The organism is Pseudomonas sp. GW821-FHT02A11 (assembly GCF_059421985.1).
In genome coordinates this window covers 23,503-40,252 of sequence record NZ_JBWKWB010000007.1, presented here as the reverse complement: position 1 = coordinate 40,252, position 16,750 = coordinate 23,503, and the positions used below count along the sequence as shown (strand labels likewise).

Sequence of the window (16,750 nt, the reverse complement as noted above, 5' to 3'; positions counted from 1 at the left end):
GACACTCCCGGGTATTACAAGGTTTGAATAAGCAGATTGACGGAAAATTCCTTGAGCGCTGCGCTGAGCGACAATTCCTTGTTGTCTGTGACTGTAGCTTGCGCGAAAAGTCCCTTCCAATTTGGATTTGAATCAGCGAACGGCAGGATGATTCGTGTATCGCCCCAATTTGCCGCGTTGATGAATGGAGTTTGCGCGGTGCCCAATAGTTCAGCCGGCAAACGCGGTACCACAACGATAGCCCGTATATCCTCCTTTACCCGGGCAAATGCCAGGACGTGTGCGGCCTGTTCGCCGATCACTTCCAGGGGGTGGTAGCGGCCTTCACTGAACAGAGTCGGGTGTTGATCGCGCAGCATGAGCACCTGCGCGATCAGCGCCTGTTTGACGCGGCCGTCCTGCCACTGGGCGAGCAGCTCGGTGAGCGGCGTGGCTTCGCTTAACGCGCGCTGGCGAGCGGAGTAGTCCACCGGACGACGGTTGTCCGGGTCCACCAAACTGAAGTCCCAGAATTCAGTGCCCTGATACAGATCAGGGACACCGGGCACCGTCATTCGCAGCAAAGTTTGCGCCAGACTGTTCAGGGCGCCCGCCGTGGCGATCCGGTTGGCGGTGGCACCGATGGATTGACGCAACGCCAGAGCGTCGGCGCCAAGCAGCAGGGTCTGCAAAAACTCGCGGCAGGCCGTTTCGTAGGCCTCGTTGGGCGCGCTCCAGCTGCTCTGCAATTTGGCCTCGCGCATGGCCTTTTCCTGCCATTGGGTCAGGCGCTTGGCATAATCCTCAAGCGCGCCTTCACCCTGCATGTTCAGCGGCCAGCTGCCCAGAATCGCCTGGTACAGCATCAGCTCATCGCCGGGGCTGATCGGATGCTCGCCTGTTTTCAGCGGGGCAGAAAGCTGCAGCCAGCGCTCGACCTGCTCGGCGTACCAGTCAGCAGTTTCGCTGAGCACGGCAAGGCGTGTGCGGGTGTCTTCGCCGCGCTTGTGGTCGTGGGTGGCGGTGGTCAGCAGGTTGTTCGGAAAGCTTGCACCGCGCTCGGTGCATACCTGATGAAACGCCTCGGCCGGTGCACTGAAATGTTGCGGATGAAAGCCCACATCGTTGCGCGAAAGCAGCACCGCAGAGCGATAGAACGAGGTGTCTTCCACCGACTTGGCGGCCACCGGCGAGGTGAGTTGCTGGAAGCGATTGCACGCCTTGCGACGCATTTCCCGCAACGGGCCGGTGGGGTAGTCGCGCAGGCTTTCGCCGCCCAGCCAGCGGGCCAGGTAGTCCAGCACCGGCCAGTCGCCTTCGCTGAGCATCTCTCGGGCGCCGGTCATCGCCTGCTGGAAGAAACGCTCGTCTTCGTCAGAGCGCCCGCACGCCGTGATGTAAGTGCGATACACCGGGAAGTTGCCCACCAGCGCCAGCAGCGCACGGCGAATGGCACCCAGGGTCAGGTCGCGGCTCATGACGTCGCTGCGGGCGACTTGCAGCAGCGCCTGGGCAAGGTTTTCGAAGTCCCCGGCGAGGGTGCCATGCAGCACCAGATCGCGGGCCTCCAGCACTTCCTGATTGAAGTCGCTGGTGCGTCCGCTGATGCGGCTCCACAGCTCGCCAAGCACCGCTTCACCCTTGGGGTCGTGCTGCAGCAAGGAGACCTGATTCATGAATTCATAGCCGGTCGTGCCATCGACGTTCCAGTCCTTGCGCACCTGTTCGTCGGCGCCAAGGATCTTCTCGACGAAGATCGGCACATGGCTCAACTCGGTGCCTGCAGGGCGTTGGCTCAACAGGCTCTCGACCCGCCGATGCAGCTTGCGGCAGTAACCCCGTGGGTCGGCCAGGCCGTCGATGTGGTCGATGCGCAGGCCATCCACCAAACCTTCGGCGATCAAATGAAAGATCTTGCCATGGGTCGCTTCGAACACCTGCGAGCGTTCGACCTTGAGGCCGCCCAGTTCGTTGATGTCGAAGAAGCGCCGCCAGTTGATATCGTCTCCCGCGGTGCGCCAGCTGGCGAGGCGATAGTCCTGACGCTCAAGCAGTTGATGCAACTTGTTAAAGCCGTCGAGCTTGCGAGAATCGAACTGCGCCATGCCGCTCTCGATGGCCTGAGCGAGCTCGGGTTGAGTCTTGATCAATGCAGCCAGATCCGCTTTTGCGTCGATGGCTTTCTGATAAGCGTCGGGGTCAGTTTCCAGAGCGGCAAAGCGCTCGGCGAGTTCATCCAGCTCTGCCCGGTTCGCGGCTTTAAGCAACGGCTGGTAGGTGCCCGGATTGATCGGGAAATGATGCTGATAGTGCTCCACGCGGAAGCTGCCCTGTTCGGCGTCGAAGCGCAGCGGCACCTCGCCGTTTTGCAAGACGGTACCGTAGTCGGTGCTGAGGAATGGCAGCAGCAGCTGGCCTTTGAGCAGCGGATCGGGGGAGTTCCACTGGATGTCGAAGAACTTCGCGTAGGGGCTGCGCTGACCCCATTCCAGCAGGTCCAGCCACCACGGATTGTCCGCGCCGCCGACGGCCATGTGGTTGGAGACGATGTCGAGAATCAGCCCCATGCCGTGCTTGCGCAGTTCGGCCACCAGCCGACGCAGCGCAGGCTCGCCGCCGAGTTCCGGGTTGATGACCCGAGGGTCGACCACATCATAGCCGTGCATGGAGCCTGCACGGGCCTTGAGCAGGGGCGAAGCGTAGAGGTGGCTGATGCCCAGTTGAGCGAAGTAGGGCACCAGCGCCGTGGCGTCGTCGAGGGTAAAGTCTTTATGAAATTGCAGGCGCTGGGTGGCGCGCAGGGACTTGAGAGGTGGGTTCACAGGTTGACTCATTGATCACGCTCCGCGGCTTGTTGACGTGCTGCGGCAAGAATCTCCAGACGACGCGCCGCGTTGGCGTTGTCCAGTAATGCAGCGCTGTCGCCGGGCAGGCGCCGGCGCCAGTTGGGGTGGCTGTCGATGGTGCCGGGCAGGTTAGCCTGCTGCTCGATACCCAGGGCATCTTCGATGGGCAACAGCACCAGCGGCGCACGGGTGTGGCCCAGGTAGCGGACGCTGCCGTCGATCATGTCGCTCTCGGTGCTGTTCTTGATGCCATAGTTGAGCCGCAGGGCTGCGCGCAGACCCTCGCGTTCGCGCTCGCGGCCCTGGCGCCATTGGCGTTCTGTCTCGTCGTCGATGTGCCCCAGGGTTTTGTTCCACTCGATGTCCAGTTCACTGAGCCAGCCGGTCAGGGTTGGCAGATCGTGGGTGCTGGTGGTGGCCAGGGCGTCGTCGGACCAACCCATGATCGGTTTGAAGTGGGCATTGTCCTGTTCGAACAACAGCACGCGCATGCCGAGAATGCCGCGGGTCGAGAGCTTCTCGTGCAGGCCTTCGGGGACGGTGCCAAGATCCTCGCCGAGGACCACGGCCTTATGCCGCCAGGACTCCAGGCACAACAGGCGCAGCATGTCGTCGATCGGGTAATTCAAATAGGCGCCGTCGCTGGGCGGCGAGCCGTCGGGCACGACCCACAGGCGTTGCAGGCCCATCACGTGGTCGATGCGCAGGCCGCCGGCATGGGCAAAGTTGGCGCGCAGCATTTCGATAAAGGCGCGAAATCCATTGCGCCGCAGGCCTGTGGGTGAGAATGCCGAGATGCCCCAGCTCTGGCCGGAGCGATTGAGAATGTCGGGCGGTGCGCCCACGGTAAGCGCCGAGAGCAGTTCGTCCTGCCGGCTCCAGGCTTGACTGCCAGCGCCGTCGGCACCCACGGCCAAGTCACCGATCAGACCGACGCTCATGCCGCTGCCTCTGGCGGCGCTCTGGGCGCGTTCCAGGCCCCGAGCGATCAGCCATTGGGCGAAGGCGTGAAAGCCGATCTGCTCGCCATGGTCAGCAGCGAAAGCGTCGATGACCTTACTGCGCGGGTTCTTGTATTCCTCCGGCCACTCATGCCAGTTGCCGCTGATGCCGAGTACGTCGCATTGATCGCGCATGGCCTCGAAACGGCAATGGTTTTCCAGCGCTTCGCCACCGGCGTGACGGAAGCTCTTGAAGTCTTCGTGCAGGGGGTGAGCGCTGCCGATGAACCCTGAGTAAAGGGCGCGATAGAGCTTCCATTTGGCCGCTGCGGCGGCAGGCCAGTCGATCAATTGCAGCCCTTCAAGGCGCTTGAGCTCGTCGCCAAGGCCCGTTTCCTCGATGGCCATGCGCACGGCACGTTCGCCGAGAATCGCACCCGGCGCCGCATACAGCGCATTGAGAAACAGACGGCTGGACGGCGAGTAAGGGCTGAAGCGCTCGCTGTCGTTAGAAAACATGGCATGCACCGGGCTGATCGCAATGGCCGCCGCCCCCCGTTCACCCGCCGAGCGGACAAAGGTTTCCAGCGCCTGGGTGTCGCCGAACCCGCCATCGCCTTCGCGACGCAGGTAGTAGAGCTGCAAGGTCAGGCCCCAGGCGCGCGGCACGCTGACGTCCGTGGCCATCGCCAAGGTATAGGCCGTCTTGGGTGCGACAGCGATGGTCAGATGCTGGCCATCGATTTCCAGTTGCTGATAGCCGACTGTGGCCAGGGCTGGCAGTTCGGCCTTGGCTGTGAGTTTGGCGTCCAGCCGCGAGCCGTCTTCGAGCTTCAGCACAAAAGGGGTTTGAGGCTTGAACCAGAGCGACAGGTCGAGGTTGCTGCCGTGATCGACGGTCAGCAGCGGTGGCGGGGTGGTGGACAGGTTCTGATCCTGCAGGCGCTTGAGGCTGGTTGCGATCTGTTCATCGTTTTCGGCGGGGTAGCCCAGGCCGTCGAGGACCTTGCGCAGCACATCCGGGCTTACCCGTTGCGGCCTCGCGTTGGCGTCTTTCCAGTCCACCGACAACCCGGCTTCGGCTGCCAGCATTTCCAGTTGCTCATTGCTCATCCTGTTCCTCCACAACGTCACTCGATATCAGGCTGACAATGGCCGTGTATGGATTGAGGTTGCCGTTTTGGGAAAGTTCTGCTGATTTTGGATGGGACTCATGAAGAACCTGTTGCACGCTGTGCTCATCGATTTCAACGGGGTGCGCACCCAGATTCAGGTCAATGCGCAAAAGGGTGCCATCGCCCAGTTGCCAGCTGGCGGTGACGGCCTTGTCGGCCAGCACCTGCGTGCCCAGCGCCTTCACACCGACCAGGCGCGGGACGATCTGCTCGCGGCGGATCTGCAGCAGTTCCCGGTACAGTGCCAGCCAGTTGCGATGGTCCTGACCTTCGTCGGTTTCCAGCAGCAGGGCATCGAACGCCGGGCGTGAGGCCTGGAAGGTCTGCAAGGCATTGGGGTCGGGAATGCGTTCACGCTTGGCCGGATCGGCGAAGGCTGCAAAGTCGGCGAACTCGCCACGACGACCCTCGCGCACAGCGTCGGCCAGCTCATCGTGAAAGTCGGTGAAGAACAGAAACGGCTCGCTGGCGCCCCACTCATCGCCCATGAACATCAACGGAATCATTGGCGAGAGCAGCAACAATGCAGTGGCGGCCCGCAGCGCTTCAGGCGGGCTCAACTGCACCAGACGCTCGCCCAGTGCGCGGTTGCCGATCTGGTCGTGGTTTTGCAAAAACAGCACGAACGAGGTGGGCGACAAATGCGCGCTGGGCTCGCCCCGCGCATGGCCGTGGCGGGTGGATTCGCCCTGATAGACGAAGCCTTCGCCCAACAGACGCGCCAGTTTATGCGTCGGCTGCTCGGCAAAATCGGTGTAGTACGCGTCGGTTTCGCCGGTCAGCAGCACGTGCAAGGTGTTGTGCCCGTCATCGTTCCACTGCGCGTCAAAGCCCTGATCCATGCGATGGGCTTGGTTGAATTCGTTCTCCAGCATCAACCAGATGTGGCGATCCGGCGGCGTCTCCTGGCGAACCCGTTCGGCCAGCTCCTTGAGGAAGGTCGGGTCCTCGATGGCATGCACGGCGTCGAAACGCAGGCCGTCGAAGCGATAGTCCTGCAACCACATCAGGGTGTTGTCGATGAAAAAATCGCGCACTTCACCACGGCGAAAATCGATGGCATCGCCCCATGGCGTCTTCTTGTCACTGCGGAAAAAATGCTTGGCATAGGCGCCCAAGTAATTGCCGTCCGGACCGAAGTGGTTGTAGACCACGTCGAGAATGACAGCCAGCCCCAGACCATGCGCGGTGTCGATCAGGTGCTTGAGTTGTTCGGGGGTACCGTAGGACGACTGCGGTGCGTAGGGCAGGACGCCGTCGTAACCCCAGTTGCGGTCGCCGGGAAACTGCGCGATGGGCATCAGCTCAATGGCCGTGACGCCGGTGTCGACCAAATGCTGCAGGTGCTGTTCCACCCCGCAAAAGCCACCCAGGGCGCCGACGTGCAGCTCGTAGATGACCGCCTCGACCCAGGGCCTCCCACGCCAGCCGTGGTGCTGCCACTGATAGGCGCCATGATCGACAACCACGCTGTGACCGTGCACTGCGCTGGCCTGAGCCCGGGAAGCCGGGTCAGGTACATTGAGGTTGTGATCGATGACGTAGCGGTAGTGCGAGCCGGCAGGACAGCGTGTTTCGAGAACGAACCAACCGTTCTCCTGTGGCAGCAGGGCCTGAGCAGGCCCGTGTCCAATTTCAACACTTACGTCTTTTGCATCCGGGGCCCACAGGGCAAACCGGGTGTGTTCAGAGTCCAGCAAAACGGCGCCGTGGCGCCACTTCTCATCCGTGCGCGAAGGCATCCGTCACCCCTTTATCCGTTCATGAATCAGTAGTGCAACGCAACACCCACGTTTTTCTTCAACAGTTCCTGGTAAAGATCGGCGTACGGTTCAACGGCTTTATGCCAGTCGAACGGGGCGGCCATGGCGCGGCAGCGCATGGCGTTGAGCAGCGTTGGGTTGGCAAATACGTTGAAGGCGCGGGTCAGGGCTTCGGTGTAGCTCTCGACGGTAGACTCGTCGAACAGAAAACCCGTGCAGCCGTCCTCGATGGTGTCCGCCAGACCGCCTGTGCGACGGGCCACAGGCAGCGACCCGAAGCGCTGGGCGTACATCTGGCTCAGGCCGCAAGGCTCGTAACGCGAAGGCATCAGCAGAAAATCGCTGCCGGCGAACATGCGACGGGCGTCGGTTTCGTTAAAGCCCACGCGCACGCTGATCTGGCCCGGGAAGCGGGCGGCGAGGGCGCGCATGGCGTCTTCTTCTTCCGGCTCGCCACGGCCGATGATCGCGATCTGGCCACCCTTGCTGACGATGTACTCGGCCACGCCAATGGTCAGGTCCAAACCCTTCTGGTAAACCAGACGCGACACCACGGCGAACAGTGGGCCGGTGGAAGGCTCAAGCTTGAACAGTTCGCGCACGTGGTCGGCGTTGATCTCTTTGCGCGTCCACTCATTAGGCGCGAAGTTGCACACCAGGTGATCGTCGGTCGCTGCGTCCCAGCTTTCGTCGATGCCGTTGGGAATCCCGCTGAGCTGGCCGCGATTGGCCTTGCTTTGCAGGAAGCCCTCCAGACCGCAGCCGAAGTCAGGAGTCGTGATTTCCTGGGCGTATGTCGCGCTCACCGTGGTGATGTGGCTCGCGTAGGCCATGCCTGCTTTGATGAAGGACAGTTGGCCGTAGAATTCCATGCCGTCGGGACTCAACGCGTGATCGGGAATCCCAAGCTCGCGGCTTGACGCCGTGCTGACGAAGCCCTGATAGGCCAGGTTGTGAATGGTGAAAATGCTTGGCGTGCTCTGGCCGCGCCATTTCATATAGGCAGGGGCGAGACCCGCTGGCCAGTCGTGGGCGTGAACCAGCTCCGGGCACCACTGAGTTTTGACCGCCCCGGCTGCGAAATCGGCAGCGGCCAGGCCCAGACGGGCAAAGCGGATGTGGTTGTCGGACCAGTCGCGACCATCATTGTCGCCATAAGGGGTGCCTTCGCGTTCGTACAGTTCCGGGCAGATCAGTACATAAATGACCAGACCGTCTTTCATGTCCATACGGCCGATCTTGCAGGGCGGCAGCGCCGCATGCCCGCTAAGGGAGCTGATGATGTGGATCGGGTTACCGCTATTGATGACCTGTGGATAGCCGGGAATCAGCACGCGTACATCGTGCAGGTGGCGCATGGCGCGCGGCAGTGCGGCAGACACATCACCCAGGCCGCCGGTTTTCACCAGATCGGCCATTTCCGAAGTGACAAACAGGATTTTTTTCCGGTTCGCCATGGATATGCCTGGTTGGACAGGGGGCAGTTGCAGCACAGGTGCGCTCGTCGATGCGAAGACCGGCAGATGGGTCAGCTCGCTGGCCGGCTGATTAAAACTCTCTCCCTTCTGGGTTTTGACAGCGGCACTAATCATCGTTTTCTCCCATTCGATACGCAGTGTTGGTACAGCACTTAGTTGTCATCGGCCATGTCCTATGGCCACGCACACAAGACCTACGCAAAATCGATACCCATTTACCGACTGCATAGTGAAGGACAAGGGTGAAAGCGGCCTCTGCTCGGGCTTCAACCAATAGCATAGGCGCTCTAATCACCTGACCCAGGGCGTTTGTAGAAGTTTCGACTTTTTTCCAAGGAAATGTCTGGCACGCGGGATGGCCGCTTTTTGTAGGAAAAAATTCATCTCGCTACAGAATCTCCGCAGCCACGGAATGCGCTGTTCTGGGGCATGAATCGTCTCGGGAAAGTGTTACAGACCGTCGGTCGGATTGTTCGACAATCAAACCAGCGTGACCGGGAGAGCATCGTCGGGCGCGGTTTTTTTTGGACCGGTCAGTCACGAATCGCCGGCGTCGCCTTTTCTCGGTGCAGAGCGGGTCAATTCCTGTGCGTGAGAAGAAAATTCCTACTTTTGTCGCGGGATCTTTTGGTGCACGCCACGGTAGAATCCTGGCACGCGGCTGTCGGCGATCGTTGATCCCGTCGCCTGAAAACTCCCAGGATGTTGAGGAAGTCAATGCAAGCCCCTGAGGTGCTGGTCCTGCAAGCCAGCTATAGCAACCCCGTCCACGCTGAAGCCATTGGCTTTCTGCTCAATCAATACGCCGAAGACGCCATGGGTGGCGGACAGTCGCTGTCTCTGGATACCCGGGAGCAGCTGGCGATCGAACTGGCCAAACGGCCCCATGCGTTCAGCGTGCTGGCGTTCATCTCGGGTGAGCCGGTGGGCCTGGTCAACTGCTTCGAAGGCTTTTCCACCTTTGCCTGCCGCCCACTGGTCAACATCCACGACGTCGTGGTCATCGCCTCGGCCCGTGGTCAGGGCATCAGCCAGAAAATGCTGATTAAGGTCGAAGAGATTGCCCGTCAGCGCGGCTGCTGCAAGATCACACTGGAAGTGCTGGAGGGTAACGCAGTGGCTCAGGGCGCTTACCGCAAGCTTGGGTTCAGCGACTATCAGCTCGACCCACAGATGGGTCGCGCGCTGTTTTGGCAGAAGTCACTCTAATTCACTGACAGCCCTGTTTCGGCTGGTTCAACCCTGTGGGAGCGAATTCATTCGCGAGAGGGCGGTACATCCGATAGAGGTCTGTCGGATGTGATACCGCCTCGCGAATGAATTCGCACAGGTTATCTGCGGCGCGAGTCAGGTCATCAGATGAGAGTGAGATTTCCGAAGCTTGCTGTTGCTCCGGCAACACCATCCAAAACATTTGTAACAGTTCTATCCTGTAAGACAATTCCGCGGGCGATGTAGGATCGCCTCCCGTATTGATTTAGGACACCCATGTCTCTTTCACTGGAACCTCCCAGTCGATCCCGTCCACTGATCCCGGATCACCTTGATCCCAACCCCTGCGCGGCTCTGCGCATGACCACGATGACTGTTTCAGGTCTCGGCCCATGAACCCGTGCGCCGGGCTTCGCTGTACCTGTCTCCCTGCCACTGAGGTTTTCATATCCCCAAGGGCTACCTGTACGCGGCGATCGGGTTCTCGATTCTCATCGAGCTGTTCAATCAGATTGCCCGTTCCCGTCGCAAGCGCAGCCTCAAGGGGCACCTGCCGCGCCGGGAGCGCATGGCTCACGCGGTGCTGCGTTTGATGGGGGGCTGTAAGCCGGGTGTCGAGGAGGTGGGCGAAGACATCGTCGACATGCTCGACGGCGATAGCGAAGAGGTGGTGTTCGACCGGAGCGAGCGAGTAATGATCAGCGGCGTGCTGCAACTGGCCCAGCGTCCGATTCGCTCTGTGATGACCGCGCGCAACGATGTCGACGTGATCGGTCTGAGCGACGACCAAGAAAGCATCCGGCAGCGGTTGATGGCGTCGTCTTACTCGCGATTGCCGCTGGTTCGCAACGGTCGCGTCGAGGAGCCTTTGGGCTTCGTGCACAAGAAAGAGCTGCTCAATGGGTTGCTGGCGGGCAGCCAGCCGAACCGTGAACACCTGAACCGCAGTGCGATCAATTTGCTGGACAGCTTCTCGATCCTCAATGCGCTGGATCAGATGCGTGCCCAATCGACGCATATCGCTTTCGTGGTAAAGAATTCGGCGATTTTGTCGGCATTCTGACCATGACCGACATACTCGAATCTATCGCCGGTGAGTTGCCCGACACCAGCGAAGCCGAGGGCTCGGATCTGGTCGAGGAGGGCGAGGGCGTGCGGGTCAATGCTGCTATGAACCTGAGCCATCTGCGTGAGCGCACCGGCTTCAAGGCGCCCGCCACCGATGAGTATCAAACGCTGGCCGGGCTGATCATGAGCCTGCTGGACCGGCTGCCGGTGATTGACGACGAGGTCCAGTGGGATGGCTGGGCGCTGAGGGTGGTGCAAGTTCAGGAGCGGCGGGTAACACGCTTGTTGTTGCGCAAACACGCCCACTGAAGTCCTCATCCCGTTGAAGAAAAAAGGCCTGCATCGCGCAGGCCTTTTTTGTTCCTGTCACGTTTGTCGCTTACCTCGCCACCGCCACCTCGGGCGCGGTGGTCTGTTGCTTGCCCACCTTTTCCATCACGGCGAAGTCGCTCAGGCCCTTCTGAGCGTAGGGGTCGCCAATCAGCCGTGGACGCGCCTTGAAGTCGAAGCTGACAAGACTTTTCGTGGTGTCCAGCTCGTCGAAGCTCAGCCCGGCCAGTTGCGCCCAAGTGTGGATCAGGTCCGAGCTGCTGTAAGGGCGGCTGTGGATGCTGTCGAAGTTCCAGTTGTGGCTCTCGCGCCATTTTGGCGAGGCGTAGGCAATGAACGGCACCGTGTACATCGCAATCGTCGGTTTCGCCTCGTTGCGCCCCAGGGTGTCGTGGCCCGGCGAGTCGTAAACGTCTTCGCCGTGGTCCGAGAGGTACAGCAGGAAGCCATTCGGATCGGTCTTGCTGTAGGTCTTGATCAAGCTCGAGACGACGAAATCGTTGTACAGCACCGCGTTGTCGTAGCTGTTGTACAGCTCGAGCTTGCTGTCATCGATGGCCGCTGGCACGCCGTCACGGCCGGTGAATTTCTCGTAATCCTGCGGGTATCGGTACTGATACGCCATGTGCGTGCCCAGCAGGTGCACGACGATCAGCTTGCGCGGCGCTGCGTCGTTGAGGGCCTTGGCGAACGGCTCCAGCACGTCGCCGTCGTACTGGCGGGCGTTCTGGTTGCGGTTGTTGTTCAGGTAGACCTGCTCGTCGGCCTGCTCGGAGAAGGTCGTGAGCATCGTGTTGCGCTTGGTCATCGTCTGCTGGTTGGTGATCCAGAAGGTCTTGTAGCCCGCTTGCTTCATCACGCTAACGATGGACGGGGTCTTCAGGTAGAGGTCCGGGTTTTCCTCGTCGGCGAAGGTCAGCACCTGTTGCAGCGCTTCGATGGTGTAAGGACGCGGGGTGATGACGTTGTTGAAGACCTGCAGCTCGTCCTTCATGGCGTCCAGGTTGGGCGTGGTCTGTCGCGGATAGCCGTACAGATGCATGCGGCCACGGTTGGTCGACTCGCCGATGACCAGCACCAGGGTGGTGGGCAAGCCGGCCTGCTGGTCCTTGAGGTTTTTCAGCGGGGCGATGTTGCTGCTGGTGGTCAGCATGTCCTGCATGCTGTCCAGTTGCTGGGTGTAGCGATGATAGGCCACCAGCATCTGCCATGGCACGGCAGGTTCGATCCGCGATTCGAAGGCTTCGAGGCCCGCAGCGGTGGTGTCGAAGCGTGACATCTGTTTGGCCAGCGGGTAGCCGACGATGGCCACCACAATCACCGTAGCGGCGACGAGCGCGCGGCCACGGGGCATGTACACCGGGCGCAGACGGGTCCAGAGGAAAATCGCGAAGGCGGTGTGGGCGATGAACGCCAGCACGATCCACCAGGCAAAGTACTGAGTCATGTACTCGCCTGCTTCCGAGATGTTCGACTCGAACATGATGAAGATGACGCTTTGCGAGAACTCCTGCTGATAAATGAAGAAATAGCCCAGGCTCGCCATGGAGCAGGCCCACAGCACCACGCCGATGACAGCCGCCATGATGCGGGCCTTGTTGGGGAACAGCAGCATGGGCGCCAGCCAGATACCGCTCATCAGGAAGGCCTGACGGAAGCCGGCAAAACCGGTGATGCCGGTCAGCTGGATCAACAATTGGGTGATGCCCGAAAAGTACCAGAAGAAGACGAACATCCAGGCCAGGCCGGCCCAGTCGAAGCGTTTCGGAGTCGTGGTGCTCCGTTTTGTTGTTGCCATCAGGCGCTCCCGCACTTAACACTTGTCCAGCGGCCAGGAGCCACCAGGTGAACTGCAGAGGGCAGACTGCGCCCGTCACAACGTCGCAGCCGCTCTCCAGAGGGTCGCGAGTATGTTTTTTGATACGTGAAAAAAACGTGAGCTGAGCGTGAGCCGCGTGTTGAGAAGCTCAAGATCCAGATTTTGCAAGGCGGCGGAACGTTACTGCGTGTGTCGAGTCCGAAAAGGAGCCGAAAACATGCGCAGTCTTCAAGAAGGAAGGAGAGGGTGTTTCAGGAGGGCAAGCCAGCGGATCGGGCTTGCCGCGAATCAGGGTAGACGTGAAACGATCAGGCTTGCAGGGCAGTGCCGTGACTGGCGATTTGTGCGTGTTGCAGCATCATCGTCAATTGGGCGACTCTCTTTTGCAGCTGGTCACGTTCTTCCTTGAGCAGACGCAGTTCGTCGCGACGAACGGTTACATAGAGGGTTTGTGGAGCGTTTGCTGGTAGTACTGTGCCCATTGCTCACCTCGCAAATGGCGGGATTCAACGTCGTAAGGTTCAAGCAAATGACAGCCTTATTACCCGACTGGTCTGTGCTCCTACCTTTATCGGCGCGGATTCTGATTTCTTTTGACGCAAAAGGGAACTTTTTATTTTTGAATTGTCGCTAACGTGCCGGCGTGGCGACAAACGGCGTCGTAGAGCGGGCCTGACCCGTCAACATGAAACTATTTTCACCGGGAAACCTTCGTTTGCCTCCCCGGACTAACCCTATAAGCGGCACTGGGCTATAAAATGAGGCACCCTTTGTTTTCGATTTAAGGAGCACCTCTACATGCAACTCGGGATTGTTGGACTAGGCCGCATGGGCGGCAACATCGCACGTCGACTGATGCTCAATGGCCACACCACTGTGGTCTACGACCGCGATGAGCAGTCTCGTGCCGCGCTCGCCAACGAAGGTTCGACGCCAGCCAATGACCTCAAGTCACTGGTTGCCGCGCTGGACAAACCGCGAGCCGTGTGGGTGATGTTGCCTGCTGGCGCTCCAACGGAAGACACCATCAATGAACTGGTCGGGCTGCTGGAGCCGGACGATGTGATCATCGATGGCGGCAACACTTACTACAAAGACGACATCCGTCGTTCGGTCGCGCTGAAAGAAAAGAGCCTGCACTACGTCGACGTCGGCACCTCCGGCGGCGTCTGGGGACTTGAGCGCGGCTACTGCATGATGATCGGTGGCGAAACCCAAGTCGTTGATCGCCTGGATCCGCTGTTCAAGACCCTGGCCCCGGGCATCGGCAACATTCCACGCACCAGGGACCGCGCCAAGGATGCCGACCCACGCGCCGAGCAGGGCTACATCCACGCAGGCCCACCGGGCGCCGGTCACTTCGTCAAGATGATCCACAACGGCATCGAGTACGGGATGATGCAAGCCTTCGCCGAGGGCTTCGACATCCTCAAGACCAAGAACTCGGACAGCCTGCCGGCCGACCAGCGTTTCGATCTGAACATGGGCGACATCGCCGAGGTCTGGCGTCGTGGCAGCGTGGTGTCCTCCTGGCTGCTGGACCTGACCGCCGACGCACTGGCCACCGACCCTCAGCTCAATGCCTACTCAGGCTCGGTGGCTGATAGCGGGGAAGGCCGCTGGACCATCGAAGCCGCCATCGAGCAGGCCGTACCGGTGCCGGTACTGTCCAGCTCGCTGTTCGCGCGCTTCCGTTCCCGTCAACAAAGCACTTACGGCGACAAGATGCTCTCGGCCATGCGTTTCGGATTTGGTGGCCACAAAGAACCTAAATAAGGAAGCCTCCCAATGGGTTTATCCCGCAGCAAGCAAAAGGCTCCGGTCGCACCTGCGACCACGTTGTTCCTGTTCGGCGCCCACGGTGATCTGGTCAAGCGGCTGTTGATGCCGGCCCTCTACAATCTCTTCCGCGACGGACTGGTTGGTGAGGACCTGCACATCGTCGGTGTCGACCACAACACCGTGAGCGATGCCGACTTCGCCAAAAAGCTCGAGGATTTCATTCGTCAGGAGGCGGCCAGCAAGGTCGCCCAGGGCGGGGAAGACCCTCTGGACCCGGCGTTGTGGGGCAGTCTAGCCAAGCGCATTACCTACATCACGGGGGATTTTCTCGACGAGGGCACTTACGCGGCCATCGACGAAAAGATCAAGAGCACCGGCACGCAGAACGCTGTGTTCTACCTGGCCACTGCGCCGCGCTTCTTCAGTGAAGTGATCAAGCGGCTCGGCTCGTCGGGTCTGATGGTGGAGGGCGACGAGTTCTTCCGTCGCGTGGTGATCGAAAAGCCGTTCGGCCACGACCTGCCCAGCGCGGTCGCACTGAACAATTGCTTGCTGAAGGTGATGAGCGAGAAGCAGATCTACCGGATCGACCACTACCTGGGTAAGGAAACGGTGCAGAACATTCTGGTCAGCCGTTTCTCCAACGGGCTGTTCGAGTCGTTCTGGAACAATCATTACATCGATCATGTGCAGATTACCGCGGCGGAAACCGTGGGTGTCGAGACGCGCGGCAGTTTCTATGAAACCACCGGAGCGTTGCGCGACATGGTGCCCAACCACCTGTTTCAGCTGCTGGCCATGGTTGCCATGGAACCGCCTGCCGCGTTCGGCGCCGATGCCGTGCGCGGCGAGAAAGCCAAGGTCATCGGCGCCATCCGGCCCTGGTCGGAAATGGAGGCCCTGGCCAACTCGGTGCGCGGTCAGTACACCGAGAGCACCATCGGCGGCAAAAGCCTCACCGGTTACCGTGAAGAAGACCGGGTGGCCGCCGACAGCACCACGGAAACCTACGTGGCGCTCAAGGTCATGGTCGACAACTGGCGCTGGGTCGGCGTGCCGTTTTATCTGCGCACCGGCAAGCGCATGAGCGTGCGCGACACCGAGATCGCGATCTGCTTCAAGCCTGCGCCGTACGCGCAGTTCCGCGACACGGACGTGGACCGCGTCGAGCCCAACTTCCTGAAAATCCAGATCCAGCCCGACGAAGGCATGTGGTTCGACCTGCAGGCGAAAAAGCCGGGGCCGACCCTGGACATGCAGACCATCGAGCTGGGGTTCGCCTATAAGGACTTCTTCGAGATGCAGCCGTCGACCGGGTATGAAACCCTGATCTACGACTGCCTGACCGGTGATCAGACCCTGTTCCAGAGGGCCGACAATATCGAGAATGGCTGGCGCGCCGTGCAGCCTTTCATCGATGCCTGGGCGAAGGATCCGCGCGTGGAGTTTTACAAAGCGGGCGAGGACGGTCCGGCGGATGCCGATGAGCTGTTGGCGCGCGACGGTCGACACTGGCAACGTCTGGGATGAGTGAGTCTTCGCAACCCCTCATCCGCTTCATGCTCTCCGACATCGACGGCACGTTGCTGCGACCCGATCACAGCCTGAGCCCGGCTAACATCGACGCGGTGCGCAAGCTGCGCGAGGCCGGGATTCAGTTCTCGGTCGCCAGCAGCCGGCCACCACGGGCCATGCGTCAGCAGATCGAAGCCCTGGGCATCGACCTGCCGACGGTGAGCTTCAATGGTGCCAACATCGTCAACCCCGATGGCAGCCTGCTCAAGGCGCACCGCATTGATCCCGATGCGGCGCGCATCAGCCTGGAGCTGTTTGCCGGGGAGAAGGTGTCGGTCTGGGTGTTTGCCGACGATCAGTGGCTGCTGCTCGACCCTCAAGGGGATTACGTCGAACACGAGCGCAACACGCTGGGTTACGACTTCGTTCAGGTCGCGCATTTCGAGGATTACCTCGATCGCATCGACAAGATCGTCGCCGCCAGCAATGACTTCAAGCTGCTCAAGCGCCTCGAAGCCCGGCTCAATCCGTTGATCGCCCACACCGCACGGGCGGCCCGCTCGCAGTCCTACTACCTCGATGTCACGGCGCTGGACGCCAACAAGGGCACGGCGCTGGCCACCATCGCCCAGGCGCTGGGGGTCGAGCTGGCGCACACGGCGGCCATCGGGGACGCTGGCAACGACGTGGCGATGTTCCTGCGTGCAGGGCTGTCGATTGCGATGGGGCAGGCGGAAACCGGCGTCAAGACCCACGCCAACTACGTCACTGGCAGCAATCTGGAGGACGGACTGGCCACGGCCATCGAACGTTATATCCTGCCGGGCTGAATCTGCAGCCCG

Annotated in this window: 10 protein-coding genes and 1 pseudogene; 5 read left to right on the top strand and 6 right to left on the bottom strand. The window is 60.8% G+C overall.

What is annotated here, in order from left to right:
• Positions 1 to 14 precede the first annotated feature (14 nt).
• Genes AC07V9_RS12765 through glgA form a run of 4 tightly spaced genes read right to left on the bottom strand, consistent with a single transcriptional unit; the run spans position 15 to position 8,296 of the window.
• The gene (locus AC07V9_RS12765) at positions 15 to 2,813 is read right to left on the bottom strand and encodes a malto-oligosyltrehalose synthase (RefSeq protein ID WP_495016070.1); all 2,799 of its coding nucleotides are present in this window, start codon (positions 2,811 to 2,813) and stop codon (positions 15 to 17) included.
• A complete protein-coding gene (gene malQ / locus AC07V9_RS12760) occupies positions 2,810 to 4,879 on the bottom strand; it encodes a 4-alpha-glucanotransferase (RefSeq protein ID WP_495016069.1) in 2,070 nt (689 codons plus the stop codon). The genes AC07V9_RS12765 and malQ overlap by 4 nt, the downstream gene beginning before the upstream one ends.
• Positions 4,869 to 6,683, bottom strand: a complete 1,815-nt coding sequence (gene treZ, locus AC07V9_RS12755) for a malto-oligosyltrehalose trehalohydrolase (RefSeq protein WP_495016068.1) — start codon at positions 6,681 to 6,683, stop codon at positions 4,869 to 4,871. The genes malQ and treZ overlap by 11 nt, the downstream gene beginning before the upstream one ends.
• A gap of 26 nt (positions 6,684 to 6,709) precedes the next feature.
• Positions 6,710 to 8,296 carry a glycogen synthase GlgA gene (gene glgA, locus AC07V9_RS12750; RefSeq protein WP_495016067.1) on the bottom strand — a complete coding sequence of 529 codons (1,587 nt, stop codon included), beginning with the start codon at positions 8,294 to 8,296 and terminating at the stop codon, positions 6,710 to 6,712.
• Between the two features lie 603 nt (positions 8,297 to 8,899).
• Between glgA and AC07V9_RS12745 the strand changes: the two genes are divergently transcribed.
• Positions 8,900 to 9,391 carry a GNAT family N-acetyltransferase gene (locus tag AC07V9_RS12745; RefSeq protein ID WP_495016066.1) on the top strand — a complete coding sequence of 164 codons (492 nt, stop codon included), beginning with the start codon at positions 8,900 to 8,902 and terminating at the stop codon, positions 9,389 to 9,391.
• A gap of 442 nt (positions 9,392 to 9,833) precedes the next feature.
• A pseudogene (locus tag AC07V9_RS12740) lies at positions 9,834 to 10,771 on the top strand (transporter associated domain-containing protein); the annotation flags it as partial.
• A 70-nt stretch (positions 10,772 to 10,841) separates the two neighbouring features.
• Here AC07V9_RS12740 and AC07V9_RS12735 read toward each other — a convergent pair.
• Positions 10,842 to 12,590 carry a phosphoethanolamine transferase CptA gene (locus AC07V9_RS12735; RefSeq protein ID WP_495016065.1) on the bottom strand — a complete coding sequence of 583 codons (1,749 nt, stop codon included), beginning with the start codon at positions 12,588 to 12,590 and terminating at the stop codon, positions 10,842 to 10,844.
• A 329-nt stretch (positions 12,591 to 12,919) separates the two neighbouring features.
• Positions 12,920 to 13,093: a DUF6026 family protein gene (locus tag AC07V9_RS12730; protein ID WP_495016064.1), complete on the bottom strand. Its 174-nt coding sequence runs from the start codon at positions 13,091 to 13,093 to the stop codon at positions 12,920 to 12,922.
• Positions 13,094 to 13,409: 316 nt separating this feature from the next.
• Between AC07V9_RS12730 and gnd the strand changes: the two genes are divergently transcribed.
• Genes gnd through AC07V9_RS12715 form a run of 3 tightly spaced genes read left to right on the top strand, consistent with a single transcriptional unit; the run spans position 13,410 to position 16,738 of the window.
• Complete coding sequence (gene gnd, locus AC07V9_RS12725; RefSeq protein WP_495016063.1) at positions 13,410 to 14,387, top strand: phosphogluconate dehydrogenase (NAD(+)-dependent, decarboxylating); 978 nt, start codon at positions 13,410 to 13,412, stop codon at positions 14,385 to 14,387.
• A 12-nt stretch (positions 14,388 to 14,399) separates the two neighbouring features.
• Positions 14,400 to 15,923 carry a glucose-6-phosphate dehydrogenase gene (zwf, locus tag AC07V9_RS12720; RefSeq protein WP_495016062.1) on the top strand — a complete coding sequence of 508 codons (1,524 nt, stop codon included), beginning with the start codon at positions 14,400 to 14,402 and terminating at the stop codon, positions 15,921 to 15,923.
• Positions 15,920 to 16,738 carry an HAD family hydrolase gene (locus AC07V9_RS12715; protein WP_495016061.1) on the top strand — a complete coding sequence of 273 codons (819 nt, stop codon included), beginning with the start codon at positions 15,920 to 15,922 and terminating at the stop codon, positions 16,736 to 16,738. Before zwf ends, AC07V9_RS12715 begins: the two co-directional genes overlap by 4 nt.
• Positions 16,739 to 16,750 lie beyond the last annotated feature (12 nt).